The following is a 21,892-nucleotide window of genomic DNA, read 5'->3' as shown; positions in this document are numbered from 1 at the left end:
CCGCCCTGCGGCGCCGCGTTCACCGGCGGGCAGCGCGGGCGCGGCTGTGACAGCATCGGCGCCATGGTGATCCACTCCGCTCCCGGCCGGGCCGCCGCCCTCATCGGCGCGCTGCTCGCCGGGTTGCTGCTGGCGCTCACCGGATGTTCCACCGGCGGGGAACGGCCGGGGAGTTCACCGGCCGCGGCGTCCGGCTCGCCCCGCGTACCCGGCTGGGCCAGGGGCATGCCGACCGTCCCCGCGGGCACGCTGCCCACGCAGGCACGTCGCACCCTCCGGCTCATCGACTCCGGCGGCCCCTTCCCGTATCCCCAGGACGGGACCGTCTTCAACAACCGCGAGCGGCTGCTGCCCGCTCACCGGCGCGGTTACTACCACGAGTACACGGCCCCCACCCCCGGCTCCCCGGACCGTGGCGCCCACCGCCTGGTCACCGGCGAGAGCCACGAGACGTACTACACCGACGATCACTACCGGACTTTCAAGGCGGTGCTGCGATGACGTTCCCGGACGGCGGCTGCGACGGCGTGGTGCGGACGGGGGGCCGCCGGCCGGTCCCCCGGGGGTCCGGCCGGGCGGTGCGGCGATGACGGGGCCGGTGCCCCGGCCGCTGGCGGCCGTGCTGGACGGCAGTACGCCCGCGGGGGTGCTGCCCTGGCCGGCGGACCGCCCGATCGCGGACGCGCTGGCCGCTGCCCGGGACGCCGGGTGGAGCGGCGCCGTCCTCGATCTCGAAGGGGTCGTGGACAAGGGCGAGTTCATGGAGCGGTGCGCCCGCTCGCTCCGGCTGCCGCAGTGGTTCGGCCGGAACTGGGACGCCCTCGCCGACTGCCTCACCGATCTGTCCTGGTGCCCCGCCGACGGCGGTCGGCTGCTGGTTCTCACGGGCTGGCAGGGGTACGGGGCGGCCGCGCCGGACGACTGGAGCATCGTCGAAGGGGTGCTCGCGGATGCGGTCGGCTACTGGCGCGGAACGGACACCGGGCTCGCCGTGGTCATGGTGCGGGGACCGGCGCGACGGGGTTCGTAGAAACATCCAGGGGTAGGTGTGTTATCACACGAAGGGAACACCGGTTCGCTCGGGGTGGGTGCCATGAGGGATGATGTCCTAGGAGCCGCAGCCTGATCCGGTTTCGGTTCGGTGCTGACTCCCCACCGGCCCAGACGTAAATCCGCAGGTGAGAGAGCCAGTATGCGTTTCCTGAACGATGCCAAGCCGCCGTACGACCTGACGTACGACGATGTGTTCATGGTGCCCCGCCGCTCGGCGGTGGGTTCCCGGCAGGGTGTGGATCTGTCCGCGCCCGACGGGAGCGGCACCACCATTCCTCTTGTCGTCGCCAACATGACGGCGATCGCCGGCCGCCGGATGGCCGAGACCGTCGCCCGCCGCGGTGGTCTGGTGGTCATCCCGCAGGACATCCCGATCGATGTCGTCACCGAGGTCGTGACCTGGGTCAAGGGCCGGCACCTCGTCCTGGACACCCCGATCGTGCTGTCCCCGATCGCGACCGTCGCCGACGCCCTGTCCCTGCTGCCCAAGCGGGCGCACGGCGCGGGCATCGTGGTCGAGAGCGGCCGTCCGATCGGCGTCGTCACCGAACACGACCTGGCCGGGGTGGACCGCTTCACCCAGGTGTCCGAGGTGATGTCCAAGGACCTGCTCGTCCTGGACGCCGACATCGACCCGCGTGAGGCCTTCAACCGCCTCGACGCCGCCAACCGCAAGCTCGCCCCCGCGGTCGACGCGGACGGCAAGCTCGTCGGCATCCTGACCCGCAAGGGCGCGCTGCGCGCCACCCTCTACACCCCGGCCACGGACGCCGACGGCAGGCTGCGGATCGCCGCCGCCGTCGGCATCAACGGCGATGTGGCGGGCAAGGCCAAGGCGCTGCTGGCCGCCGGTGTGGACACCCTCGTGGTGGACACCGCACACGGTCACCAGGAGTCGATGATCAGCGCGGTGAAGGCCGTACGGGCGCTGGACCCGCAGGTCCCGATCGTGGCGGGCAACATCGTCGCCGCCGAGGGCGTGCGCGACCTGATCGAGGCCGGCGCGGACATCATCAAGGTCGGTGTGGGACCGGGCGCGATGTGCACGACCCGCATGATGACCGGTGTCGGCCGGCCGCAGTTCTCCGCGGTGCTGGAGTGCGCCGCCGAGGCCAGGAAGTTCGGCAAGCACGTCTGGGCCGACGGTGGTGTGCGCCACCCGCGCGACGTCGCGATGGCGCTGGCCGCGGGTGCGTCCAACGTCATGATCGGCTCGTGGTTCGCGGGCACCCTCGAGTCGCCCGGCGACCTCCAGCACACCGCCCAGGGGCGGCCGTACAAGGAGAGCTTCGGCATGGCCTCGGCGCGTGCGGTGCGCAACCGTACGAGCGAGGAGTCGGCCTACGACCGGGCCCGCAAGGGGCTCTTCGAGGAGGGCATCTCCACCTCGCGGATGTTCGTCGACCCGGCGCGTCCCGGCGTCGAGGACCTGATCGACTCGATCATCGCGGGCGTCCGCAGCTCCTGCACGTACGCGGGCGCGGGCTCCCTGGCGGAGTTCGCCGAGCAGGCCGTGGTCGGCGTGCAGAGCGCGGCCGGCTACGCCGAGGGCAAGCCGCTGCACGACAGCTGGAGCTGAGGCGTCGCGAGTGGCCCCGCACCGTGTCGGTGCGGGGCCACTCGCGTTTCCGGGCCGGTCGCGGTCCGGGGTATCGCGGTGTCGGCGCCCCGTGTCGCGCAACGAACCACCGCCCGCACCACCGGTGCGCAATGATCTGCCGCGGTTGCGCAAGGAACCTGCATTACGGCAGGTCAACGCCGGGCCGTAAGGTCAGGCGCTGTACGTGGAGTGGCGGAGACCGTCTGCTCGGCGGTCTCCCTCAGCTGCGGGTTGTCTCGGCATGCCCGCGTCCGGACCGTCGTCGGTCACCGCTGCCCCCCCCCGCGGGAATTCCCAGGCAATTCCCGTCAGGAGCCCGTCACCGGAATCCGTTCGCGGACTCCCGCAGCGGATTCCGTCACCGACCGGCAGCGACAGACCGGCAGCGATAAAGGAGCCACCCCAGTGTTGGAGCACGGCGCAGCCCCGCCCGCAGGGGCCAGCGACCCCCGGCCGCCCTCCCCGGGCGGCCTCGGTACCCGGCTGATGCGGCGCAAGCCCGTCGAACGGCTGGTCGCCGAGGGCGGCCAGGGAGAGGGCGGCTCGCTCCGCCGCTCGATGGGCATGTGGCAGCTGACCATGATCAGCATCGGGGCCACCCTGGGCACCGGCATCTTCGTCGTCCTCGGCGAGGCCGTCCCCGACGCCGGCCCCGCGGTCGTCATCTCGTTCGTCATCGCCGGCATCACCGCCCTGTTCTCCGCGCTGTCCTACGCGGAGCTGGCCGGCACCATCCCCGTCTCGGGATCGTCGTACTCCTACGCCTACGCCACCCTCGGCGAGCTGGTGGCCTGGATCTGCGGCTGGTGTCTGATCCTGGAGTACGGGGTCTCGGTGGCGGCCGTCGCCGTGGGCTGGGGGCAGTATCTGAACGAGCTGCTCAACGGCGTTTTCGGCTTCACCATCCCGGCTGCGCTCTCCCAGCCGCCCGGTGACGGCGGCGTCTTCAACCTGCCGGCCCTGCTGGTCGTGATGCTCGCCATGGTCTTCCTGATGGGCGGGGCCAAGGAGAGCGCCCGCGCCAACACCATCATGGTGGCCGTCAAGATCGTCGCGCTGCTGCTGTTCTGCGGCGTCGCCCTCCAGGGCGTGCGCTCCGGGAACTACGCCGACTTCATGCCGCTGGGCATGACGGGCGTCAGCGCCGCGGGTGCCACCCTCTTCTTCTCCTACATCGGCTTCGACGCCGCCTCCACGGCCGGCGAGGAGGCCAAGAACCCGCAGCGCGACCTGCCGCGCGCGATCATGCTGTCGCTGATCATCGTCACCGCGCTGTACTGCCTGGTCGCCGCCATCGCGGTCGGCGCGATGCCCTGGAAGAAGTTCCAGGGCTCGGAGGCCGCCCTCGCCGGGATCATGAAGAACGTCTCCGGCCAGGACTTCTGGGCCGTGCTGCTGGCCTTCGGCGCGGTCATCGCGATCGCCAGCGTCGTCCTGACCGTCCTCTACGGCCAGACCCGCATCCTCTTCGCGATGTCCCGGGACGGCCTGGTGCCCAAGGTCTTCTCCAAGGTGCACGCCAAGAGCGGCGCGCCCCGGATCAACACCGTGATCGTCTCGCTGTTCTGCGGGGTGCTCGCCGCGGCGATTCCGCTGGGCCAGCTGGCCGACGCCACCAGCATCGGCACGCTCTTCGCCTTCGCGCTGGTCAACGTCGCGGTGGTCGTGCTGCGCTACAAGCGCCCCGATATGCCGCGAGGCTTCCGCACGCCGCTCTCCCCGCTCTTCCCCGCCATCGGCTTCATCCTGTGCATCGTCATGATGCTCAGCCTCGGCGCCGTGACCTGGTTGGTCTTCGGGGTCTGGATGGTCGTCGGCCTTGTGGTCTACTTCGGATACGGCATGCGCCGCTCCCGATTGGCCACCGCAGAGAAGTGACCCACCCGCAGTGCGACTGAACGATCTCGACGAACGCATCGTCCACGCCCTCGCCGAGGACGCGCGCCGCAGCTATGCCGACATCGGCCAGGAGGTCGGGCTCTCCGCACCGGCCGTCAAACGCCGGGTGGACCGGCTGCGGGCCGAGGGCGCGATCACCGGATTCACCGTCCGGGTCGATCCGGCCGCGCTCGGCTGGGAGACCGAGGGGTTCATCGAGCTCTACTGCAGCCGCAACACCTCGCCCGAGGCGATCCACCGCGGCCTGTCGCGCTACCCGGAAGTGGCGTCCGCCTCCACCGTCACCGGTGAGGCGGACGCCGTCGTCCAGGTCTTCGCCGCCGATATGCGGCACTTCGAGCGGGTCCTGGAACGGATCGCGGGCGAGCCCTTCGTGGAGCGGACCAAGTCCGTACTGGTGCTCTCGCCGCTCCTGCGCAGATTCGGGTCGGGGACGCCGAGCTAGGGCCCGTCGTGTGGATCACACCGGGCTCGCGGGGTGTCCGAACGACAGATCGCGGGGACGACCCGGCCACGTGGACGCGAGGTCATGGGGCGTCAGTCGAGGGGCGCTCCGACACCGCCCGCCAGGACGCTCAGCGCCTCGTCGGCCGCATCCCGCAGGAGGCCGGGCACGTCCAGGCGTCCAGCGCCGGGCCGCAGCCCTCGGCGTGGTCCTGCTGGAGGGCGGCCCGCCCGCCGGGGCTGCGCAGGCTGATGCCGTCCGCGGCCGGCTGATCGGGGGCCGCGCGGAGATCCGGGTGCTCACCGCCCTGGTGGGCGCACGGCAGATCGGGCAGCTCCGGCAGGACGGCCGTCAGCCCCTTGACCATCTCGTCGAGGACGGACTGCTCCTGGACACGACCCGAGACGGCGTACCAGATGCAGGCGTGCAGAGTGACGACGTGGCCGGCCAGGCCCCCCTTGGCGAGGTGGTCGGGGACGGCGGCCGCGGCGCGGAGGTCGTCGCCGGGGTCCCCCGTCGGGTAGTCGTTGAGGGTCGAGGACAGAAAGCCGATGCTGGTCTCATGACCGCGGGACAGGGTGTCGGCGAAGTCGTCCTCGTCCTCACCCTCCGGGTCGATGACCGGCGCACTGCCAGGGGCGATGATGTCCGCCGTGATCCTCGCGTATCCGGCGGTGCCGACCGGGCAGAGGTAGAGGTCCTTGGCGTCCTCCTGCGTCCATGCGTCGTCCTCGCCCTCCGGCTTGCCGTTGGCCAGGAGCCGGACATCGGGGCTCTGGTCCCAGATCTCGTCGTCCCACATCGCCGCCAGGTCCCGTTGCCAGGGGTGGCTGCCGTGCGCACAGGACGCCTCGCGCAGTGCGCGGTGGCAGGCGAGCAGGGCGTCGACCGCGCACTGCGCGACGTCGGCCGCGGGCCCCGGCCGGCCGGTGAGGTGCTCGGCCGCCCCGGTCAGCGCGTACACCCACAAAGGGGCGTGCCGGCCGCCGGGGTCGGCGGCCAGGCGGGCGGCACACTCCCGTAGCGCCGCATCGGGATCGGCGCCCGTGGCCGGGGTGTCGGCGCCGGCCCGGAGGCCGGCGGCCCGCTCGATCGGATCGGTGATGTCATCCATGATCACTACGACGCCGGCGAGGGCCCCGCGTTGCCGCGCCGCACCGCCGTGCAGCCGCCGCTCGCACCGTTTGGCCTGCGCAGGCGCCACGGCGCAACGAATCACCGCAGAGCCGCTTGAACGCGCAACGAATGGTCCGTCGACGCGCAACACTGGCGCCTTGTCCTGGATCGGCGGCGGCCCGTACCGTCAATGCGTCCCGCCCGCACCGTTCCGTCGAGGGGTCCCATGCCGTCCCTGCACACCGCCCTGCTCCAGAGTTCGGGACGGCCCGGCGATGTCGCACACAATCTGCGGGTGTTGGCGGACGCGGCCCGCGCGGCGGCCGCCACCGGCGCCGAACTGCTCGCCTGCCCCGAGCTGTTTCTCACCGGCTACGCCATCGGCGCGGACATCCACCGCCTCGCCGAGCCCGCCGACGGCGACAGCGCCCGCGCCATCGGCGAGATCGCCGCGGAGCACGGCATCGCGGTGCTCTACGGCTACCCCGAGCGCGCCGACGACGGTGCGGTCCACAACTCCGCCCAGCTGATCGGCCCGGGCCCGGCACCCGACGGACCCGGCCGGAGTGCGGGGGAGGAGGGGCGCGGCGGCAGCCGCCTCGCGAACTACCGCAAGACCCACCTCTTCGGCTGCTTCGAGCGCGAGTGGTTCACCCCGGGGCAGCAGGCCGTCGTGCAGGCGGAGCTGGCCGGCGTCCGGATCGGCGTCATGATCTGCTACGACGTCGAGTTCCCGGAGAACGTCCGGGCCCACGCGCTGGCCGGCACGGACCTGCTGCTGGTGCCGACCGCGCAGATGCACCCCTTCCAGTTCGTTGCCGAATCCGTCATCCCGGTGCGTGCCTTCGAGAACCAGATGTACGTCGCCTACGTCAACCGGGTCGGCACGGAGGGCGAGTTCGAGTTCGTCGGACTCAGCTGCCTGGCGGGGCCGGACGGCGTGGTGCGCACCCGGGCCGGCCGGACCGAGCAGCTGGTGCAGGCCGACGTCGACACCGCCTTCCTGAAGCAATCGCGGGCGGACAACCCGTATCTGCACGACCGGCGGCCGGAGCTGTACGGCCCGTTGACCTGATCCGTCCGCCCGCACCCGCGCCTCCCGACCGCGCCACCCTCCCGACACCCCCCTGATCCGCCGCGGGCCGGCCCCACCCGGCCCGCGCCGCCCTGCCCTGCCTGCAAGGAGTCCGCCCCGATGACGTCCACGGTGCCCACCGCCGCCCACCACGCGGATGCCCAGCCGCCGATCACCATGTTCGGCCCGGACTTCCCGTACGCCTACGACGACTTCCTCGCGCACCCGGCGGGTCTGGGCCAGGTCCCCGCCACCGAGCACGGCAAGGAGGTCGCGGTCATCGGCGGCGGCCTCTCCGGCATCATCACCGCGTACGAGCTGATGAAGATGGGCCTCAAGCCCGTCGTCTACGAGGCGGACCGGATAGGTGGCCGGCTGCGGACCGTCGGCTTCGAGGGGACCGGGTCCGAGGCGGCGGGCCTGACGGCCGAGATGGGTGCGATGCGCTTCCCGCCGTCGTCCACCGCCCTTCAGCACTACATCGACCTGGTGGGCCTGCACACCAAGCCGTTCCCCAACCCGCTGGCGCCGGAGACCCCGTCCACGGTCGTCGACCTCAAGGGCGAGTCCCACTACGCCACCTCCGTCGACGACCTGCCGCAGGTCTACCGCGACGTGATGCATGCCTGGAACGCCTGCCTGGAGGAGGGCGCGGACTTCTCCGACATGAACCAGGCGCTGCGCGAGCGCGACGTGCCGCGGATCCGGGAGATCTGGTCCCGGCTCGTCGAGAAGCTCGACAACCAGACCTTCTACGGCTTCCTCTGCGATTCGACCGCCTTCAAGTCCTTCCGCCACCGCGAGATCTTCGGCCAGGTCGGCTTCGGCACCGGCGGTTGGGACACCGACTTCCCCAACTCCATCCTGGAGATCCTGCGGGTCGTCTACACCGAGGCCGACGACCACCACCAGGGGATCGTCGGCGGCAGCCAGCAGCTGCCGCTGCGCCTGTGGGAGCGCGAGCCGGCCAAGATCGTGCACTGGGCGCCGGGCACCTCGCTCGCGACGCTGCACGACGGCGACCCGCGCCCGGCCGTCACCCGCCTCCACCGCACCGCGGGCAACCGCGTCACGGTGACCGACGCGGCCGGCGACATCCGTACCTACGAGGCCGCCGTCTTCACCGCGCAGTCCTGGATGCTGCTGAGCAAGATCGCCTGTGACGATGCGCTGTTCCCCATCGACCACTGGACGGCGATGGAGCGCACCCACTACATGGAGTCGTCCAAGCTCTTCGTCCCCGTCGACCGGCCGTTCTGGCTGGACAAGGACGAGGAGACCGGCCGGGACGTGATGAGCATGACGCTCACCGACCGGATGACCCGCGGCACCTATCTCCTCGACAACGGCCCGGACGAGCCCGCCGTCATCTGCCTCTCGTACACCTGGTGCGACGACAGCCTCAAGTGGCTGCCGCTGGAGGCCAACGAGCGGATGGAGGTCATGCTGAAGTCGCTGTCGGAGATCTATCCGAAGGTCGACATCCGCAAGCACATCATCGGCAACCCCGTCACCGTCTCCTGGGAGAACGAGCCCTACTTCATGGGCGCGTTCAAGGCCAACCTGCCCGGCCACTACCGCTACCAGCGCCGGCTGTTCACCCACTTCATGCAGGACCGGCTGCCCGAGGACAAGCGGGGCCTCTTCCTGGCGGGCGACGACATCTCCTGGACCGCGGGCTGGGCCGAGGGCGCCGTGCAGACCGCGCTGAACGCGGTGTGGGGCGTGATGCACCACTTCGGTGGTGCCACCGACGCCACCAACCCGGGCCCCGGGGACGTCTACGACGAGATCGCGCCGGTCGAGCTGCCCGAGGACTGAAGTCCCGGACGCACCGGTCACAGGCCGGCCGCGCGGATCCGGGCGTGCAGCTCGGCGGCGCGGTCGGCCAGCTCCTTGCCGTCCCGGCAGAACACCTGGAAGTCCAGCAGCACCTCGCGGGCACCCGCCTCGGCCGCCGCGGCCAGATCCTCGACGACCTGGTCGTGGCTGCCCGTGTACGGGCGGCGGTCCGCTTCCGGGAGCGGCGCCCCGGTCAGCTCGACGCCCACCCGCATCGAGACGTCGATGTCCGCTGCGGTACGCCCGTGCCGCTCCGCCGCCTCGGCCAACGTCCCAAGGAGCGGAGCGAGTTGGGATCCGGTCAGGTGGGTGGGCAGCCAGCCGTCGGCGCGCCGCGCCACCCGCTCCAGCGCCCGGCCGCCGGTCGCGGCCAGATAGACCGGGATCGGTCGCGCGGGCTTGGGCCCGATCGAGGCCGGGGCGATCTCGGTGTACGTCCCCTGATGGGCGACCGGGTCCGGGCCCCAGACCGCGGCGCAGACATCCAGCAGTTCGTCCAGCTGGGCGCCGCGGTCGGCGAAGTCGGTGACCCCGGCCGCGCGGTACTCGTCCCGGGACCAGCCGGTGCCGAGCCCCGCCAGCACCCGGCCTCCGGACGCCGCGTCCAGCGTCGCCAGCGTCCGTGCGAGGGGGAAGGGGGCGTGCAGCCCCGAGACGAGCACGCTGCTGCCCAGCCGTACCCGGTCGGTGACGGCGGCGGCCAGCGTCAGCGTCACCAGCGGGTCGGCGCACCTGCGGTAGTGGTCGGGCCAGGGGAGCCCCGGCACCTGGTAGAGGCCGTCCAGCGGCTCCCGGGGGAACACCGTCCGCTCGAAGACCCACACGCTGTCGTAACCGGTCTGCTCCGCCGAGCGGGCCACTTCCCGGACATCGCGCCCCAGGGCGTACTGCGTCATCTGCGGTAGCCCGAGTCCCAGCCGTAGCGTCATGGGCGGCACCATACGGCGCCGGGCGCCGAACCGGCACGAGGCGTGGTCCGGCGACGGCCAGCCCGCCGCCCACTCCTTCGGCGCGCGGGATCGGGCCGGAGCTGGTGTGCTGGTGGGGAGGCCGATGTTCCCGCGTTCCGGAGAGATCCAGATGAGTGCCTATCGAGTCGCGCAGGTGGCCGCCGCCGGCGGGCCGTTCGAGATCGTCGAGCGGGAGGCGCCGCGGCCGGGCCCCCGTCATGTGCGGATCGCCGTGGAGGCCTGCGGGCTCTGCCACAGCGACGCCTTCTTCGTGACCGCCGGGGTGCCGGGCGTCCGGTTTCCGCTGGTCCCCGGCCACGAGATCGCCGGGCGCATCGACGAACTCGGCGAGGGGGCGCAGGACTACGGCTGGCAGGTGGGGGACCGGGTGGCGGTGGGCTGGTTCGGGGGCAGCTGCGGCCACTGCACGCCCTGCCGACAAGGCGACTTCATCGTGTGCGAGAACCTGAAGGTCCCCGGATGGGCGTACGACGGGGGCTACGCCGAGGCGATGATCGCGCCCGTCGACGCCTTGGCGCGGATCCCCGACGCGCTGGCGGCGGTCGACGCGGGGCCCATGGCCTGCGCGGGAGTGACGACCTACGACGGGCTGCGACGCAGCTCGGCACGGCCTGGAGATCTGGTTGCCGTCCTGGGCATCGGCGGTCTCGGCCACCTGGCGGTGCAGTACGCGGTGGCGATGGGCTTCGAGACCGTGGCCATCGCCCGGGGAGCCGACAAGGCCGACCGCGCCCGGCAGTTCGGCGCCCACCACTACATCGACAGCACGGCGGACACCACCGTCGCGGACGCACTGCAGGCCCTCGGCGGCGCCAAGGTCGTCCTGGCCACCGCAGCCCACTCCGGCGCCATCACGGCGACCGTGGACGGGCTCACGCACCGCGGCGAACTGGTGGTCATCGGGGTGGATCCCGCCCCGCTGGGTGTCACCCCGACCCAGCTGATCATGAGCGGCAGGGTCGTCCGCGGCCACCCTTCCGGCACCGCGCAGGACGTCCGGGACACCATGGCGTTCAGCGTCCTGCACGGAATCCGCCCGATGGTCGAGACCGTGCCGCTGGACCGGACCGGCGAGGCGTACCAGAAGATGCTCTCCGGGACCGCCCGCTTCCGGATGGTGGTGACCACCGGCTGACGTCCGCGCGCAGGCTGACGTCCGCGCGCCGGCCGGCGGCCGGACGGGCCGGCGGGGGAGACACCCGAGGGGAGCGGGTCCTACGACAGCGGTGTCAGCAGACACCGACCCACCAGCCCGACGCTCGCGTCCAGCCGCTCGGCGAACTCCTCGGCCAGCTCGGGCAGCCGGCGCGCGCCCCACATCATCCGGGCCGCGGCCCAGGCGGCGTCCCGCGCCCTCTCCATGCTCCAGGAACCGGCGAGATGGGTGAGCGGATCGGCGATGTCCAGGAGGTCGGGCCCGGGCATCAGGCCCTCCCGGATGCCCTCCTCCAGACCGGTCAGGACGGTACCGACACGGTCGAAGTCCCCTTCCAGGACGGACGGTTCGCAGTCCAGCACCCGGCAGGTGTCGAGCACCGCCAGCGCGAGGTCGTGCCCGATGTGCGCGTTGATCCCGGCCAGCGCGAACTGCAGCGGACGGACCCCGGGGTGGCGGCGGAGTTGGAAGAGCGGGCGCCAGCAGGCGGGCGGGCGCAGGCCCGCGCCGGCGGCGTCCACCGCGGCGAAGTAGCGCCGTGCGAAGCGGATGTCGAGCTCACCGGCGGCCACCGGGTCCGCGAACGCACCGTCGTCGATGCGCCGCGCCACCGCCTCGGTGACGGTCAGATAGACCCGGTTGAAGACGGCCACTCCGTCCTCGGCGGGCAGCGCCGCGTCCAGCGCCCGCATCCGCGCCAGCACCTCGCCCACCCCTGCCGCCGTCGCGGATCCCGGTGCACGGCCGCGCTGCTGAGTTGTCGTCATCCGTTCAGCGTGCCAGCAGGCCCCGGAAATGCGGCCTTTGCCGTGTGCCGATGACCTGATCGGGGTAACAACTCACGCATCTTCCTGTGCTTTTCAGCTGAGCCTCAAAGAGCGTCGACGGTCTTTGACATCCGCATGTCCCGGCGCTTCCCCGAGGCCGTGAAGAAACTCGGCTGACCGTGCCGGGATGGGCCGTGCCGGGATGGGGCGCGCCGGGTCGGTGCGTGCCGGGCCGGGGCGCGGGTGCTCAGCGCGACCCCGGCCCGTTCTCCCCCTTCTCCCTCTTCTCCCTCTTCTCCCCGTCCTCCCCGGTCGGCCCCTCGCCGTGCGCCGCGTCGCCGTCCGCCCCCTGGTCGTACGACGAGGTGCCCTCGTCCAGCAGCGGCGGCTGCACCTTGAGATGGGCCGGAGCCAGCGCGCGCAGACCGTGGTAGCCGGCGAGCACCACGATCGTGCCCAGCGCGATGCCGCTCAGCTCGAAGTTGTCGCTGATCTTGAGGCTGACGCCGCCGACGCCGATGATGATGCCCGCAGCGGTCGGGACGAGATTGAGCGGATTGCGCAGGTCCACCTTGTTGTGCACCCAGATCTGGGCACCGAGCAGGCCGATCATGCCGTAGAGGATGACGGTGATGCCGCCCAGCACCCCGCCCGGGATGGCGGCCACCACCGCGCCGAACTTCGGGCACAGGCCGAAGAGCAGGGCGAAACCGGCCGCCGCCCAGTAGGCCGCGGTGGAGTAGACCCGGGTCGCGGCCATCACGCCGATGTTCTCGGAGTAGGTGGTGTTGGGCGGGCCGCCGAGCGCGGTGGAGAGTACCGAGGCCACGCCGTCCGCGGAGATCGCGGTGCCCAACTCGTCGTCCAGCGGGTCGCCGGTCATCTCGCCGACCGCCTTGACGTGCCCGGCGTTCTCGGCGACCAGTGCGATCACCACGGGCAGAGCCACCAGGATCGCCGACCACTGGAACGCCGGTCCGTGGAAGGACGGCAGGCCGACCCAGTCGGCCGGGCCGACTGCCGAGAAGTCCAGGCGCCAGTGGTCGACGACCTTGCCCGCGCCGTTGACCGAGTGGATCTGCCCGAAGACCCGGTCCAGGACGAAGGAGAGGGCGTACCCGAAGACCAGCCCGAGGAAGATCGCGATCCGCGACCAGAAGCCGCGCAGACACACCACGGCGAGCGCGGTGACCAGCATGGTGAGCAGCGCCGCCCACTGGTCCTGCGGCCAGTACGTGCTCGCCGTCACCGGCGCCAGGTTGAAACCGATCAGCATCACCACCGCACCGGTGACCACCGGCGGCATCACCGCGTGGATGATCCGCGCCCCGAACCGCTGGACCGCCAGGCCCACCAGGAAGAGCGCGACGCCGACGACGAGGACCGCCCCGGTGACGGTCGCGCTGGTGCCGCCCTGGGCGCGGATGACCGCGGCGACCCCGACGAACGACAGCGAACAGCCCAGGTAGGAGGGGACCCGGCCGCGGGTGGCGAGCAGGAAGATGACCGTCGCGACACCGGACATCATGATCGCGAGGTTCGGGTCGAGGCCCATCAGTACGGGCGCCACGAAACTCGCACCGAACATCGCCACGACATGCTGCGCACCCAGGCCCGCGGTCCGCGGCCACGACAGCCGCTCATCCGGCCTGACCACGGCTCCCGGGGCCGGATTGCGCCCGTCGCCGTGCACGGTCCAGCGCACCCCGAGGCCCATGACTGCTCCACTTCTCCGAATGGTGATGACAGAGCAGTTTCCCATCCCGGCGGGAAAAGCGTGCTAAGCGGCCGCTTACTATGGGGCGAAAGGCGTACCCCGAGAAACCCCAGCAAGAACCCCAGCAAGAACCCCAGGAGCACTACCCGTGAGCGTCGAATCCCTGCAGGCCGCCGACCCCGTCGCGTACGGGCGACTGGTCCCCGTCACCGTCCACTTCGACGACCTCGACGCACTCGGCATGCTCCACAACTCCCGCTACCCGCTGCTGGTCGAGCGCGCCTGGGGCGAGTACTGGCACGCCCACGGCTTCGGCTTCGACGGCGACTGGGCTGCCGCGGGTGACATGTGCAACGTCATCAAGGAGATGCGCCTGTCCTACGAGCGCCCGGTCACCCGCGCCGGCCGCTACGCCGCGCACCTGTGGGTCGAGCGCCTTGGCCGCACCGGCCTCACCTACGGCTTCCGGATCTGCTCGGCGGACGGTACCGAGACCTACGCCCGGGGCCACCGGGTGCTCGTCCGGGTGGACTTCGCGACGATGCGGCCCACGCCGTGGTCGGACCGGGCGCGGGCCGTCGCGGACGAGCTGCGACGACCGGAGGCGGCCGCGGAGGCGGCCTGAGCCACCGCGGCGGCGCCGGGCTCGTCCGTGGCCTTCCCGCCGTCCCGTCCGGTCACGAACGTTCCAGATCGGTCGCGGGCGCGGCCGCCGTCGGGTGGGTCTCACGCCCCGGCACCCGCAGCACCCGCGCCCCCGCAGCAAGCCCCAGTGTCAATGCCGTCACCAGCGCGAACGACACCGTCAGCGAGGTGGCCTGGGCGATGCCGCCGATGGTGGAGGGAGCGATGAGGCCGGAGGTGTAGGTGATCGTGGCGACGCCCGCGATGGCCTGGCTGGGGGCGGGGCCGCTGCGGCCGGCCGCAGCGAAGGCGAGCGGCACCACGACCGCGATGCCCAGGCCCATCAGGGCGAACCCGGCCATCGCCGGCGCCGGATGCCGGGCCGTCATGATGAGCAGGCCGCCCGCCGTCGCCAGGACGCCCCCGCCGCGGACCGTGCGCACCGCCCCGAAGCGGGCCACGACCTTGTCGCCCACCAGCCGGGCGACAGCCATGGTGCAGGCGAACGCGGTGGTCGACGCGGCCGCCAGGCCCGCATCGGTGCCCAGCACGTCCCGCAGATAGACCGCCGACCAGTCCAGGCTGGCGCCCTCCGCGAACACCGCGCAAAAGCCTATGGCCCCGATGACCAGCGCCGACTTCGGCGGCAGCGCGAAGCGCGGCGGCGGACCGTCCTCCGGGTCGCTGCGCAGATCCAGAACGCCCTGACAGGCCACGGTGCCCAGGAGGGTCAACAGCAGTGCGGCGACGCCGAGATGGATCCGGGCGTCCGTGCCGGCGTGCGCGGCGACGGTGCCGGCCGCCGACCCCACCAGCGCGCCGGCGCTCCACATGCCGTGCAGCCCCGACATGATCGGTTTGCCGAGCCGGTTCTCGGTCTCCACGCCCAGCGCGTTCATGGCGACGTCCGACATGCCCGCGGCCCCGCCGTAGAGCAGCAGCGCAGGGCACAGCACATAACCGGACGGCGAGAGAGCGGGCAGGGCCAGCGCCAGCGTCCAGAGGGCGAGCAGCACCCGCAGGGCGGCGCGGGCGCCGAGGTGGTGGCTGACCCGGCCGGCCAGCGGCATGGCCAGGGAGGCGCCGATCGCGGGGAAGGCGAGGGCCAGGCCGAGCTGGCCCGGGGTGATGCCGGTGTGGTCCTGGATCCAGGGGATGCGGGTGGCGAAGTTCCCGGTGACCGTGCCGTGGACGAGGAAGACCAGGGCGATCGCCCAGCGTGCGCGGCGCAGCCCGTCGACGGGGGGTGGGGTGGAGGCGTCCGTGACGCCGGTGCCTGCCATGGCCGGTAAAATATCAGGAAGCCTGCCTGATAATAAGAGGAGACGCCGCCGGGGGGTGAAAGGATCCGGCCATGCATGCATCGCGCGCGGCGGCGGCCGGCCGCACCGCCTCCCCGGCCACCGCACGGCGGATCAACGACCGACTCGCCCTCCAACTCCTGCAGTCCGAAGGGCCGCTGACGGCAGGTCAGCTCAAGTCACTGACCGGCCTGTCCCGGCCGACGGTGTCGGACCTGGTCGAACGCCTGCAGACGGACGGGCTGATCGCCGTGGTCGGCGAGAGCGGCGCGCAGCGGCGCGGACCCAACGCCCGGCTCTACGGGATCGTCGCCGACCGGGCCCATCTCGTCGGCCTCGATCTGCGCACCCGCAGTGCCACCGTCGCGGTCGCCGACCTCCTGGGGCGGGTGCGCGCCGAACGCGCCGTCCCCCTCGGCCCGGACGGCCCGCCAGGCAACCCCGTGGCGGCCGTCCTCGCCGCCCTCGACGAGGCCCTCGACGCGGCCGGCGCCGGCCGTCCGCACACCGTCGCGATCGGCGCCCCCGGCCTGATCGACCCGGCCACCGGCCGCACCGGCGGCGACTGGAACCCGCCGTGGCACGCCGCGCTGGTCGGCGAACTCCACGACCGGACGCCCGGATCGGTCCTGCTGGAGAACGAGGTCAACCTCGCCGCCGTCGCCGAACAGCGCGCCGGCGCGGCCCACGACCGGGACACCTTCGTGCTCCTCTGGCTCGGCCACGGCACCGGCGCCGCGGTCGTCCTGGACGGCGCGCTCCGCCGCGGTGCCTCCGGCGGCACCGGCGAGATCGGCTTCCTCCCCGTTCCCGGCACCGCCGGGCTGCCCTCCGCGCGTGGCTGCGACGGCGGCTTCCACTCGCTGGCCGGCTCCGCCGCGATCTGCGCGCTGGCGGCCGACCACGGGCTGACGGCGCGGGAGCCGGCCGAGGCGTCCGACGGCGACGCCCCGCCGGCCGAGGCCCTCGTGCGGGATGCGGTGGCCACCGGTGCGACGCCGTTCCTCGACGCGCTCGCCGCGCGGATCGCCCTCGGGGTGGCGGCGGTCTGCGCCGTGCTCGACCCCGGGTGCGTCGTCCTCGGCGGTGAGATCGGCCGGGCCGGCGGCGACGCGCTCGCCGAACGGGTCGCCGGCCACCTCGCCCGGCTGTCCCCGCTGCGCACCGAGGTGCGCGCGGGGACGGTCGGCGGGCGGGCGGTGCTGCGCGGTGCGGTGCTCGCGGCGCGCGACGCCGCACAGAACGACCTGTTCTCCCCCGGGAGCTGAGCGCGCGACCCGGTGTCGGGCGCCGCTTCACCCCGGGCGCCGCCTCAGCGCGCGTTCCCCGCCACGTTCCCCGCCGCGGCCCGCTCCGCCAGGAACTCCGCGTACGTTTGCCGCCCGTCCGCGTGCTCCGGCGTGAGGTTCCCGCCCCGCCGCAGCGCCCCGAACGTCCGGCCCGGCAGCCACAGCGGTGCCAGCAGCCGGCGCCGCCCGCCCGCCTCCAGAGTGGCCCGGACGAGATCCCCGGCCGCGAGCACCTCGGGGCCGCCGAGATCGGTGACCCGCCCGGCCGGTGCGCCGGCCGCCAGCCCGGCCAGCCGGGCGGCCACCTCCGTCACCGCCACCGGCTGTACCCGCACCCCCACCGGCACCGGCAGCACCGGTGACCGCGCGCCGCCCTTGACCAGTGCCAGCACCAGATCGTGGAACTGCGTGGTGCGCAGCACGCTCCAGCCCAGACCGGAGTCCTCGATCAGCTGCTCCACGGCACGCTTGCTCCGGTAGTAGCGCAGCGGGACCCGGTCCACGCCGACGATGGAGATGTAGACCATATGGGGGACCGCCGCCGCCCTCGCCGCGTCGATCAGCCGGCCTGCCGCCTCCGTGTCGCCGCCGGAGGGCGCCGAGGCGCAGTGCACGATCGCGTCCGCACCCGCCACCGCCTCCGCCAGCCCGGTGCCGTCGCGCAGATCGACCGCGTGCACCCGCAGCCCGGGCCGCTCCCGGCCGGTGTGCGGCCGCCGGCTCAGCGAGCGGACCTCATGGCCGTCCTCGAGCAGCCGGTCGACCAGGGACCGTCCGAGTGTGCCCGTGCCGCCGGTCACCAGAATTGTCGCCATCGGAGATCAGTCCTTGGGGGTGGGAGGGGTGGGTGGCCTCGTGGGCACGTACCGTCGCGGGCGCGTGTCCCTCCACTGTGACGACACCCCCGTGCGGCCTGTGACACCCGACGCGCACCGTCGCCTGTGAGCCACCCCACAGGCCCTCGCCCGCATGGGCGACGATCAGCCGTGGCAGACTGAAGCTGTACTGACATAAGAGCAAGCAGCGCACTCCGGGGTCGGTGTAATTCCGAACCGGCGGTAATAGTCCGCGACCCGTCCGCAGCCAGCGGCCGGTTGAGCAGGTGAAATTCCTGCACCGACGGTGAAAGTCCGGATGGGAGGCAGTGCGCGGCGGGCGAGCTTCGGTACACCGCCGTCGGCGGCGCGTCCGGTCGTATCTCCGGACGGGCCTTCTGTTCCGGCCCCGGTGTCCCGGTGGCCTCGTTTCCGTTTTCTGTCGTTCGACAGCCCCGGAGTCCGTGCCCGAAGAGGCAGGAGGACCCGGTGGCCACCGCAGCCCCCGATGAGACCGCGGCGATGCGCCGTGCCATTGAGCTCGCCGCGCGCGGTCTCGGGCACACCAGCCCCAACCCGGTGGTCGGCTGTGTCGTCCTGGACTCCGACGGCCGCATCGCGGGCGAGGGCTGGCACCAGCGGGCCGGCGGTCCGCACGCCGAGATCCACGCACTGCGCGCGGCCGGCGAACGCGCCCGCGGCGGCACCGCGCTGGTCACCCTCGAACCCTGCAACCACACCGGCCGCACCGGCCCCTGCGCCCGGGCACTCGCCGACGCCGGGATCGCCCGCGTCGTCTACGCAGTCCCCGACCCCAACCCGACCGCCACCGACGGCGCCGTCACCCTGGCCGAGGCAGGAATCGACGTCGAGGGCGGACTGCTGGCCGACGAGGCGGCGGCGGGCAACGAGGCATGGCTGACCTCGGTCCTGCGCCGTCGGCCCTTCGTGCTGTGGAAGTACGCGGCCACCCTCGACGGCCGGATCGCCGCCGCCGACGGCACCAGCCGCTGGATCTCCTCGCCCGAATCGCGCGCCGATGTGCACCGCCTCCGGGCCGCCGCGGACGCCGTGGTCGTCGGCTCCGGCACCGCCCGCGCCGACGACCCGCAGCTCGGCGTCCGGATCAGCGGCCTCCCGGACCCCGAGGTCAGCCAGCCGCTGCGGGTCGTCGTCGACTCCGACGCCACCGCCGTCAAGGCAGGCGCCCGCGTCCTGGACGGCACCGCCCCGACCCTCGTCGCCGTCGCCGAGGACGCCGACGCCGCCCACCTCGACGGCCTCGCCCCCCTCCTCCGGCTGCCACGCGCCACCCAGGGCCGCGGCCTGCACATCCCCGCACTCCTGACGGCCCTGTACGAGCGCGATGTGCGCTCCGTACTCCTCGAAGGCGGGCCCACGCTCGCCGGGGCCTTCCTCGCCGCCCGGACCGTCGACAAGGTTGTCGGCTATCTCGCGCCGGCCCTGCTCGGCGCCGGACCGGCCGCGGTCGGCGACGCCGGAATCACCACGATCGGCCAGGCGTTGCGGCTCGATGTGACCGACACCGAACGGCTCGGCCCCGATCTGCGCATCACCGCCACCCCCATCCGCCACGCCCTCCACGAGGAGAACTGAAGTGTTCACCGGAATCGTCGAAGAACTGGGTGAGGTCGTCGCCATCGAGGACCTCGGTGACGCCTCCCGGTTCCGACTGCGCGGCCCCGTCGTCACCGAGGACGCCAAGCACGGCGACTCGATCGCCGTCAACGGTGTCTGTCTGACCGTCGTGGACACCGCCGAGGGCGAATTCACCGCCGATGTGATGGCCGAGACGCTCAACCGCTCCAGCCTCGGCGCGCTGGCCACCGGCTCACGGGTCAATCTGGAGCGCCCGATGGCGCTCGGCGGACGGCTCGGCGGGCACCTCGTCCAGGGCCATGTCGACGGCACCGGCACCATCGTCGAGCGCACCCCCGCCGAGCACTGGGAGATCGTCAAGATCGCGCTGCCGGCCGGGCTGGCCCGCTATGTCGTGGAGAAGGGCTCCGTCACCGTCGACGGCGTCAGCCTCACCGTCGTCGACGCCGCCGCCGACCACTTCACCATCAGCCTCATCCCCACCACCCTCGCCCTGACCACCCTGGGCATCAAGAAGGTCGGCGACCCCGTCAACCTCGAGGTCGACATCCTCGCCAAGTACGTCGAGCGGCTGCTCGGCGGGGGCGACGCCGCCGGCACGGACCTCAGGGACCTCGACAACCTCAAGGAGATGGACCGTTGAGCGCCCTCGGCTGGCTGAACGGCGAAGCCTTCACGGCCTTCGGACAGCACGTCATCTGGTCGGACATGGTCGGCAACACCATCGGCCTGCTGGCCCTCGCCCTCGGCTGGCGGCGGTCCATATGGACCTGGCCGGCCCAGTTCCTCTCCGGCGTCATCCTCGTCGCCGCCTACGCCTCCGCCCACCTCAGCGGCGGCGTCGGCAAGCAGCTGCTGGTCATCGGCGTGGCGCTCTGGGGCTGGCGGCAGTGGCAGCGCGGCCGGCAGCAGGCGCAGGACGGCTCCATCGCCGTACGCTTCGCCGGCCGGCGCGAGCGCGCCGTGCTGATCGGCGGTACGGCCCTGGGCACCGCGGCCGTCGGCGCACTGTTCACCCTGCTCCCGCAGCTGTCCTGGAACCCCTGGCCGGACGCCTACATCTTCGTCGGCACGCTCGCCGCGATGGTCGCCCAGGCGCGCGGCCTGGTCGAGTTCTGGTTCGCCTGGCTGCTGGTCGATGTGGTCGGCGTCCCGCTCGCCTTCAGCAGCGGCCTCGCCTTCTCCGGTTTCGTCTACGTCGTCTATCTCGCCCTCGTCGTGTGGGGCATGCGTGACTGGTGGCTGCGCTCGCGCGCCGCCACGCGCCCCGTCCTGGAAGGAGCAGCGGCATGACCGCAGCGCAGAGCTGGTACGCCGAGGACACCGAGGGCCTGGTGCTGGACCCCGTCGAACGGGCCGTCGCCGACATCGCCGCGGGCCGCCCGGTCGTCGTCGTGGACGACGAGAACCGCGAGAACGAGGGCGACCTCGTCATCGCGGCCGAGAAGGCCACCCCCGAGATCGTCGCCTTCATGATGAGCGAGTGCCGCGGACTGATCTGCGCCCCCATGGAGGGCGCCGAACTCGACCGCCTGGAACTCCCGCAGATGGTCGACCACAACACCGAGTCGATGCAGACCGCCTTCACGGTCTCCGTCGACGCCACCGCCGCCCACGGCGTCAGCACCGGAATCTCCGCCGCCGACCGTGCCACCACCCTGCGCCTGCTCGCCGCCGGCGACTCGGTCCCGGGCGACTTCGTACGGCCCGGCCACATCTTCCCGCTGCGCGCCAAGCCCGGCGGCGTCCTGGTCCGCAACGGCCACACCGAGGCCGGCGTCGACCTCGCCCGACTGGCCGGACTCCGCCCCGCCGCCGCCATCGTGGAGATCGCCGGCGAGGACGGCACCATGCTGCGGCTGCCCGAGCTCGTCCCGTTCGCCCGCAAGCACGGCCTGTCCATCATCTCCATCGAGGACCTGGTCGCCTACCGCCGGACCTCCGCCCCCACCGTCCGCCGGGAGGCCGAGACCCGGCTGCCCACCGCCCACGGCGAATACACGGCGTACGGCTACCGCTCCACCGTCGACGGCGTCGAGCACATCGCCCTGGTCGCCGGCGAGATCGGCGACGGCGAGGACGTCCTGGTACGGGTCCACTCCGAGTGCCTGACCGGCGACATCTTCCACTCGCTGCGCTGCGACTGCGGCCCCCAGCTGGAGGCCTCGCTGCGCCGGATCACCGAGACCGGCCGCGGTGTGGTCATCTACCTCCGCGGCCACGAAGGACGCGGCATCGGCCTGCTGTCCAAGCTGCGGGCCTACGAGCTCCAGGAGCGCGGACGCGACACGCTCGACGCCAACCTCGAACTGGGGCTGCCCGCCGACTCCCGCGACTACGCCGCCGGCGCACAGATGCTCCAGGACCTGGGCGTGCATTCGCTGCGCCTGATGACCAACAACCCCGACAAGACCGCCGCCCTGGTGCGGTGCGGCCTCGACGTCACCGGCCGCGAGCCGATGCCCGTCCAGGCCGGTGAACACAACCTGCGGTACCTGCGCACCAAGCGGGACCGGATGGGCCACGACCTGCCCTGGCTGGACTCCGATCGCGCGTCCACCTGCGGCAACCAGTAACCACCCGTCAGCACGAGACACCACAT

At 72.6% G+C, this 21,892-nt stretch carries 20 protein-coding genes and 1 riboswitch; of the genes, 14 read left to right on the top strand and 6 right to left on the bottom strand.

Going from position 1 to position 21,892, the window contains the following annotated elements; translation table 11 throughout:
* The first annotated feature begins 63 nt into the window (after positions 1 to 63).
* The 5 genes from ACGFML_RS07310 to ACGFML_RS07290 all read left to right on the top strand — a co-directional run bounded on the left by ACGFML_RS07310 (position 64) and on the right by ACGFML_RS07290 (position 4,997).
* Complete coding sequence (locus tag ACGFML_RS07310; protein WP_393540974.1) at positions 64 to 501, top strand: ribonuclease domain-containing protein; 438 nt, start codon at positions 64 to 66, stop codon at positions 499 to 501.
* Positions 502 to 586: 85 nt separating this feature from the next.
* Positions 587 to 1,030: a barstar family protein gene (locus ACGFML_RS07305; RefSeq protein WP_393540972.1), complete on the top strand. Its 444-nt coding sequence runs from the start codon at positions 587 to 589 to the stop codon at positions 1,028 to 1,030.
* A 162-nt stretch (positions 1,031 to 1,192) separates the two neighbouring features.
* A complete protein-coding gene (locus tag ACGFML_RS07300; protein ID WP_393540970.1) occupies positions 1,193 to 2,632 on the top strand; it encodes a GuaB1 family IMP dehydrogenase-related protein in 1,440 nt (479 codons plus the stop codon).
* A gap of 426 nt (positions 2,633 to 3,058) precedes the next feature.
* Positions 3,059 to 4,531 carry an amino acid permease gene (locus ACGFML_RS07295; RefSeq protein WP_393540968.1) on the top strand — a complete coding sequence of 491 codons (1,473 nt, stop codon included), beginning with the start codon at positions 3,059 to 3,061 and terminating at the stop codon, positions 4,529 to 4,531.
* Between the two features lie 10 nt (positions 4,532 to 4,541).
* Entirely contained in the window at positions 4,542 to 4,997 is a 456-nt protein-coding gene (locus ACGFML_RS07290) for an Lrp/AsnC family transcriptional regulator (protein ID WP_393540966.1), read from the top strand.
* Positions 4,998 to 5,127: 130 nt separating this feature from the next.
* Here the strand turns inward: ACGFML_RS07290 and ACGFML_RS07285 are convergent, their stop codons facing one another.
* The gene (locus tag ACGFML_RS07285; protein ID WP_393540965.1) at positions 5,128 to 6,111 is read right to left on the bottom strand and encodes a hypothetical protein; all 984 of its coding nucleotides are present in this window, start codon (positions 6,109 to 6,111) and stop codon (positions 5,128 to 5,130) included.
* A 228-nt stretch (positions 6,112 to 6,339) separates the two neighbouring features.
* On the opposite strand from ACGFML_RS07285, the gene ACGFML_RS07280 reads away from it, so the two are divergent.
* A complete protein-coding gene (locus tag ACGFML_RS07280) occupies positions 6,340 to 7,188 on the top strand; it encodes a carbon-nitrogen hydrolase family protein (RefSeq protein WP_393540963.1) in 849 nt (282 codons plus the stop codon).
* 120 nt (positions 7,189 to 7,308) lie between these two features.
* Entirely contained in the window at positions 7,309 to 9,009 is a 1,701-nt protein-coding gene (locus tag ACGFML_RS07275) for a flavin monoamine oxidase family protein (RefSeq protein WP_393540961.1), read from the top strand.
* A gap of 17 nt (positions 9,010 to 9,026) precedes the next feature.
* Here the strand turns inward: ACGFML_RS07275 and ACGFML_RS07270 are convergent, their stop codons facing one another.
* Positions 9,027 to 9,959: a TIGR03619 family F420-dependent LLM class oxidoreductase gene (locus ACGFML_RS07270; protein ID WP_393540959.1), complete on the bottom strand. Its 933-nt coding sequence runs from the start codon at positions 9,957 to 9,959 to the stop codon at positions 9,027 to 9,029.
* 151 nt (positions 9,960 to 10,110) lie between these two features.
* On the opposite strand from ACGFML_RS07270, the gene ACGFML_RS07265 reads away from it, so the two are divergent.
* Positions 10,111 to 11,136, top strand: a complete 1,026-nt coding sequence (locus ACGFML_RS07265; RefSeq protein ID WP_393540957.1) for an alcohol dehydrogenase — start codon at positions 10,111 to 10,113, stop codon at positions 11,134 to 11,136.
* An 80-nt stretch (positions 11,137 to 11,216) separates the two neighbouring features.
* Here the strand turns inward: ACGFML_RS07265 and ACGFML_RS07260 are convergent, their stop codons facing one another.
* Together ACGFML_RS07260 and ACGFML_RS07255 are read right to left on the bottom strand one after the other, a co-directional pair.
* Positions 11,217 to 11,924: a DUF5995 family protein gene (locus tag ACGFML_RS07260; RefSeq protein ID WP_393540955.1), complete on the bottom strand. Its 708-nt coding sequence runs from the start codon at positions 11,922 to 11,924 to the stop codon at positions 11,217 to 11,219.
* 247 nt (positions 11,925 to 12,171) lie between these two features.
* The gene (locus ACGFML_RS07255) at positions 12,172 to 13,641 is read right to left on the bottom strand and encodes a uracil-xanthine permease family protein (RefSeq protein ID WP_393540953.1); all 1,470 of its coding nucleotides are present in this window, start codon (positions 13,639 to 13,641) and stop codon (positions 12,172 to 12,174) included.
* Positions 13,642 to 13,789: 148 nt separating this feature from the next.
* Here ACGFML_RS07255 and ACGFML_RS07250 point away from each other — a divergent pair, with 148 nt between their 5' ends.
* Positions 13,790 to 14,266 carry an acyl-CoA thioesterase gene (locus tag ACGFML_RS07250; protein WP_393540951.1) on the top strand — a complete coding sequence of 159 codons (477 nt, stop codon included), beginning with the start codon at positions 13,790 to 13,792 and terminating at the stop codon, positions 14,264 to 14,266.
* A gap of 52 nt (positions 14,267 to 14,318) precedes the next feature.
* Here ACGFML_RS07250 and ACGFML_RS07245 read toward each other — a convergent pair whose 3' ends face one another.
* Entirely contained in the window at positions 14,319 to 15,548 is a 1,230-nt protein-coding gene (locus ACGFML_RS07245; protein ID WP_393540949.1) for an MFS transporter, read from the bottom strand.
* Between the two features lie 71 nt (positions 15,549 to 15,619).
* Here ACGFML_RS07245 and ACGFML_RS07240 point away from each other — a divergent pair, with 71 nt between their 5' ends.
* Positions 15,620 to 16,834 carry an ROK family transcriptional regulator gene (locus tag ACGFML_RS07240; RefSeq protein ID WP_393540947.1) on the top strand — a complete coding sequence of 405 codons (1,215 nt, stop codon included), beginning with the start codon at positions 15,620 to 15,622 and terminating at the stop codon, positions 16,832 to 16,834.
* A gap of 44 nt (positions 16,835 to 16,878) precedes the next feature.
* Here the strand turns inward: ACGFML_RS07240 and ACGFML_RS07235 are convergent, their stop codons facing one another.
* Positions 16,879 to 17,670, bottom strand: coding sequence for an SDR family oxidoreductase (locus ACGFML_RS07235; RefSeq protein WP_393540945.1), 792 nt, complete (start codon positions 17,668 to 17,670; stop codon positions 16,879 to 16,881).
* 206 nt (positions 17,671 to 17,876) lie between these two features.
* Positions 17,877 to 18,007, top strand: a riboswitch (FMN riboswitch).
* 152 nt (positions 18,008 to 18,159) lie between these two features.
* Here ACGFML_RS07235 and ribD point away from each other — a divergent pair.
* The 4 genes from ribD to ACGFML_RS07215 are packed head-to-tail and all read left to right on the top strand — an operon-like array spanning position 18,160 to position 21,866.
* The gene (ribD, locus tag ACGFML_RS07230) at positions 18,160 to 19,287 is read left to right on the top strand and encodes a bifunctional diaminohydroxyphosphoribosylaminopyrimidine deaminase/5-amino-6-(5-phosphoribosylamino)uracil reductase RibD (RefSeq protein ID WP_393540943.1); all 1,128 of its coding nucleotides are present in this window, start codon (positions 18,160 to 18,162) and stop codon (positions 19,285 to 19,287) included.
* A 1-nt stretch (position 19,288) separates the two neighbouring features.
* A complete protein-coding gene (locus tag ACGFML_RS07225; RefSeq protein WP_393540942.1) occupies positions 19,289 to 19,933 on the top strand; it encodes a riboflavin synthase in 645 nt (214 codons plus the stop codon).
* A complete protein-coding gene (locus ACGFML_RS07220) occupies positions 19,930 to 20,583 on the top strand; it encodes a nicotinamide riboside transporter PnuC (RefSeq protein WP_393540940.1) in 654 nt (217 codons plus the stop codon). The genes ACGFML_RS07225 and ACGFML_RS07220 overlap by 4 nt, the downstream gene beginning before the upstream one ends.
* Complete coding sequence (locus tag ACGFML_RS07215; protein ID WP_393540938.1) at positions 20,580 to 21,866, top strand: bifunctional 3,4-dihydroxy-2-butanone-4-phosphate synthase/GTP cyclohydrolase II; 1,287 nt, start codon at positions 20,580 to 20,582, stop codon at positions 21,864 to 21,866. The genes ACGFML_RS07220 and ACGFML_RS07215 overlap by 4 nt, the downstream gene beginning before the upstream one ends.
* Positions 21,867 to 21,892 lie beyond the last annotated feature (26 nt).

It is taken from the genome of Streptomyces sp. NPDC048650 (assembly GCF_043199095.1).
Classification (GTDB): Bacteria; Actinomycetota; Actinomycetes; order Streptomycetales; family Streptomycetaceae; genus Streptomyces.
The sequence above is the reverse complement of the archived record's forward strand: the minus strand, read 5'-3'. Positions and strand labels throughout refer to the sequence as shown.

Coding starts and splice junctions, on each gene's coding strand:
- ACGFML_RS07310 (WP_393540974.1), top strand. CDS start 64: ATGGTGATCCACTCCGCTCCCGGCCGGGCCGCCGCCCTCATCGGCGCG.
- ACGFML_RS07305 (WP_393540972.1), top strand. CDS start 587: ATGACGGGGCCGGTGCCCCGGCCGCTGGCGGCCGTGCTGGACGGCAGT.
- ACGFML_RS07300 (WP_393540970.1), top strand. CDS start 1,193: ATGCGTTTCCTGAACGATGCCAAGCCGCCGTACGACCTGACGTACGAC.
- ACGFML_RS07285 (WP_393540965.1), bottom strand. CDS start 6,111: ATGGATGACATCACCGATCCGATCGAGCGGGCCGCCGGCCTCCGGGCC.
- ACGFML_RS07280 (WP_393540963.1), top strand. CDS start 6,340: ATGCCGTCCCTGCACACCGCCCTGCTCCAGAGTTCGGGACGGCCCGGC.
- ACGFML_RS07275 (WP_393540961.1), top strand. CDS start 7,309: ATGACGTCCACGGTGCCCACCGCCGCCCACCACGCGGATGCCCAGCCG.
- ACGFML_RS07270 (WP_393540959.1), bottom strand. CDS start 9,959: ATGACGCTACGGCTGGGACTCGGGCTACCGCAGATGACGCAGTACGCC.
- ACGFML_RS07265 (WP_393540957.1), top strand. CDS start 10,111: ATGAGTGCCTATCGAGTCGCGCAGGTGGCCGCCGCCGGCGGGCCGTTC.
- ACGFML_RS07260 (WP_393540955.1), bottom strand. CDS start 11,924: ATGACGACAACTCAGCAGCGCGGCCGTGCACCGGGATCCGCGACGGCG.
- ACGFML_RS07255 (WP_393540953.1), bottom strand. CDS start 13,641: ATGGGCCTCGGGGTGCGCTGGACCGTGCACGGCGACGGGCGCAATCCG.
- ACGFML_RS07245 (WP_393540949.1), bottom strand. CDS start 15,548: ATGGCAGGCACCGGCGTCACGGACGCCTCCACCCCACCCCCCGTCGAC.
- ACGFML_RS07240 (WP_393540947.1), top strand. CDS start 15,620: ATGCATGCATCGCGCGCGGCGGCGGCCGGCCGCACCGCCTCCCCGGCC.
- ACGFML_RS07235 (WP_393540945.1), bottom strand. CDS start 17,670: ATGGCGACAATTCTGGTGACCGGCGGCACGGGCACACTCGGACGGTCC.
- ACGFML_RS07215 (WP_393540938.1), top strand. CDS start 20,580: ATGACCGCAGCGCAGAGCTGGTACGCCGAGGACACCGAGGGCCTGGTG.